The sequence below is a fragment of the Siminovitchia fortis genome (assembly GCF_007681465.1).
GTDB lineage: Bacteria > Bacillota > Bacilli > Bacillales > Bacillaceae_C > Siminovitchia > Siminovitchia fortis.
The window spans coordinates 1-2,789 of sequence record NZ_VEKZ01000116.1; the positions used below are offsets into that span (position 1 = coordinate 1).

The 2,789-nt window shown below is 36.1% G+C and carries 3 protein-coding genes and 1 pseudogene; 2 read left to right on the forward strand and 2 right to left on the reverse strand.

Annotated elements, in window-relative coordinates; translation table 11 throughout:
- Nucleotides 1-149: 149 nt before the first annotated feature.
- The gene (locus FS666_RS19030; protein WP_186306624.1) at nt 150-1,019 is read left to right on the forward strand and encodes a polysaccharide deacetylase family protein; all 870 of its coding nucleotides are present in this window, start codon (nt 150-152) and stop codon (nt 1,017-1,019) included.
- Nucleotides 1,020-1,187: 168 nt separating this feature from the next.
- On the opposite strand, the gene FS666_RS19035 is transcribed toward FS666_RS19030, so the two are convergent.
- Together FS666_RS19035 and FS666_RS19040 are read right to left on the reverse strand one after the other, a co-directional pair.
- Nucleotides 1,188-1,553, reverse strand: a complete 366-nt coding sequence (locus FS666_RS19035; protein ID WP_390615702.1) for a peptidylprolyl isomerase — start codon at nt 1,551-1,553, stop codon at nt 1,188-1,190.
- A 13-nt stretch (nt 1,554-1,566) separates the two neighbouring features.
- Nucleotides 1,567-2,133 (reverse strand): annotated as a pseudogene (locus FS666_RS19040) (recombinase family protein); the annotation flags it as partial.
- Nucleotides 2,134-2,412: 279 nt separating this feature from the next.
- On the opposite strand from FS666_RS19040, the gene FS666_RS19045 reads away from it, so the two are divergent.
- A complete protein-coding gene (locus tag FS666_RS19045; protein WP_144463757.1) occupies nt 2,413-2,742 on the forward strand; it encodes a helix-hairpin-helix domain-containing protein in 330 nt (109 codons plus the stop codon).
- Nucleotides 2,743-2,789: the final 47 nt, after the last annotated feature.

Consider the following 2,789-nt stretch of genomic DNA (forward strand, 5'->3'; position numbering starts at 1 on the left):
TACATTAAGCAGTATAATAATTTTTACTCTTATTGTCCAAGTTCATTTAGGGGCTAAATAGTAAACAGTCTTTCCTCGGTTTTTTAAGGATATAATTTGGTTAACTAACGCAACCTATACATTAATCAATAAAATGGAGGTTATCTGCATTGAAATATGGAAAAGGTATTTGTACACTAATTAGTATAGGCTTGCTTTTCATCATTCTTATTGCTTGCCAGAATACAAATCAAGAGGGAAGAAACTCCCAGCCGCAATCATTAGAACAAACAAAGTATAACCAAGAGGATGAAAATGATTACTTAGATGATCAGCCACAGCTTGCAGGGGGTTCAGAAAGGGACGTTCGAGAACCGCACCCTGTTTCAAACAATAAGTTACAAAAGGAATATCCCAACATCGTCTTTTTGCATGGTTCTCCAAAGAAAAATCAGGTAGCCCTAACATTTGATGATGGGCCAGATACCCGGTTTACCCCTCAGGTGCTTGACGTTTTAGCTAAGCATGATGTGAAAGCAACTTTTTTCCTAATAGGCGCTCGAGCAAAGGTAAATAGAGAAATAGCGAAACGAATCCATGATGAAGGGCATGCGATTGGAAACCACACATACTGGCACCCCAATTTACCGAAAGAGGAATTAGGAAGGTTGCATTGGGAATTGACGGAAACGGAGCAAGTGATCAAGGATATAACAGGATTTAAACCACGTCTTTTTCGTTCCCCGTATGGTGCTTTAAACGATGAGATGGTAAAAATGTTGGGTGAAAAGAATAATACGGTGATTGGCTGGAATGTTGACTCTCTAGACTGGAAACAACCTGGAGCTGACATTGTTTCAGATAATGTACTAAGCAGTGTGGGTTTCGGATCCATCATATTAATGCATGATGGCGGTGATTGGTCAATGGATCTATCCGGTACAGCACAGGCATTGGATAAAATTATTTCAAAACTAAAGAAAGATGGGACAAAATTTGTAACAGTACCAGAATTAATCGGCGTTCCTGAAGCAAAATAATTTATTCATCTTAAAAATAAGTGACATGAGGAGTTAAGGCCATAAAAGCCTGAACAAAGACATCTATGACTGTAGAAATATACAGGGAGATAATTGATAAGGATTGGGGATTTCCTATATGTAAAAAAGACATGAGCCAACAAGTGCGGCTCGTGTCTTTCTTCATATCTATTCTTTCTTTTCGCCTGAAGCTTTGTCCTCTTTTTTATCGCCTGTATCTGCTTTAGCATCGTCTTCTTTATCTTTATCTTGTTTAGGCTCTTCTTGTACTTTGAAAAGGTCTGTAAACTGCTTGTCTTGTACTTTGACATCACCGTTTTTAATAAGATTGTTGAGGACTTCGTCATAAGGCTTTGCGTGTTGTGCCAAGTAGGCATTTTTTACGTCCTCACGGTTATTTTCTAATGTTTTTTCAGTACGCTTGTCAGCTTTAATAATATGGAAGCCGCTTGAAGATTTGACTGGCCCACTAATTTCTCCTTCTTTAAGGCCTAGTGACAGGGTAGCTGCTCTAGTCCGCAAGATTATTCCCATTAAAAGTAAATCAATCACTTTGGCTTGTGGTCCTTATGTAGCGATATAAGGTTGCTTGACTTATTCCGGTCATTTCCACAATCTCGCTAATACTATATTCCTTAGAGTTGTATAGTTTTAAAGCTTTATTTATCTGATTTTCTTTCACTTTTGGACGGCCACCATTTCTACCTCTTGCCCTTGCACTTTCCAATCCCTCTTTTGTACGTTGAGCTATTAGATCCCTTTCGAATTGGCTGAATGCTTGAAAGACAGTAAGCATTAGTTTCCCTTGGGGTGTATTCGTATCAAAATTCTCTTTTATGCTAATTAATTTAACGTTTTTACCTTCAAAATACTCGACTAACTCTATCAAATCTTTTGTGCTCCTACCTAATCTCGAAAAACTTTCTACAACGATTGAATCACCAGGTCTTACTTTATCCTTTAATCGAATAAGCTCTGGTCTATCCTTTTTTGTCCCTGACATTTTTTCTGTTAGTATTTCGGTACAGTTGTATTCGCCCAACAAGTCTAATTGCCGGATCAAATCTTGCTGCTTGGTACTAACTCTTGCATATCCATAAATGTATTGCATCAAAATAATCCTCTCTTTTGGCTTTTAACAGTAATGATTTTATCATTAAGGGATGTTATTGTTAATTTGTTTTTGATAATAGTTTTGATAACGTAAGGATAGGGATTTTACAATGCAAAACCTTAGTAATCTATCATTATCAAAAACATTCGTTTTTGATAATGGATTTTCCTTTATTCGCCTATAGCCAATTGGGCCATATTTTAAGGTAAAGAAGGAATTTAAATGTATCATCTTGAAATTGTAAGTATTTAATAAAAAGGAGTTTTAAGGAGGGAGTTTTTGAGTTCAAATCCAAAATTGCCACTAACACAAAATGAAAAAACAAAACTTAGAAAAGCTAAAGTGAAAATAAGTGAAGTACATACTCTTAGTACCGAACAATTAGCTCAGATGCTAAATATTCCAGATGAGAGAGCAAGGACTGTTAAAGGTCTAGCTGAGTTTCAAACTGTTCCTTCCATTGGTTATAAATTGGCTGAAAAACTGGTTTGCCGTTTAAACATCTATACATTAAAAGAAATTAAAGATAAAAATGGTGCTGATTTATTTGATGATTTAGAACAACATTTAGGTGTATGGACGGACGGTTGTGTCCTATTTAGCCCCTAAATGAACTTGGACAATAAGAGTAAAAATTATTATACTGCTTAATGTAC

Coding starts and splice junctions, on each gene's coding strand:
- FS666_RS19035 (WP_390615702.1), bottom strand. CDS start 1,553: ATGGGAATAATCTTGCGGACTAGAGCAGCTACCCTGTCACTAGGCCTT.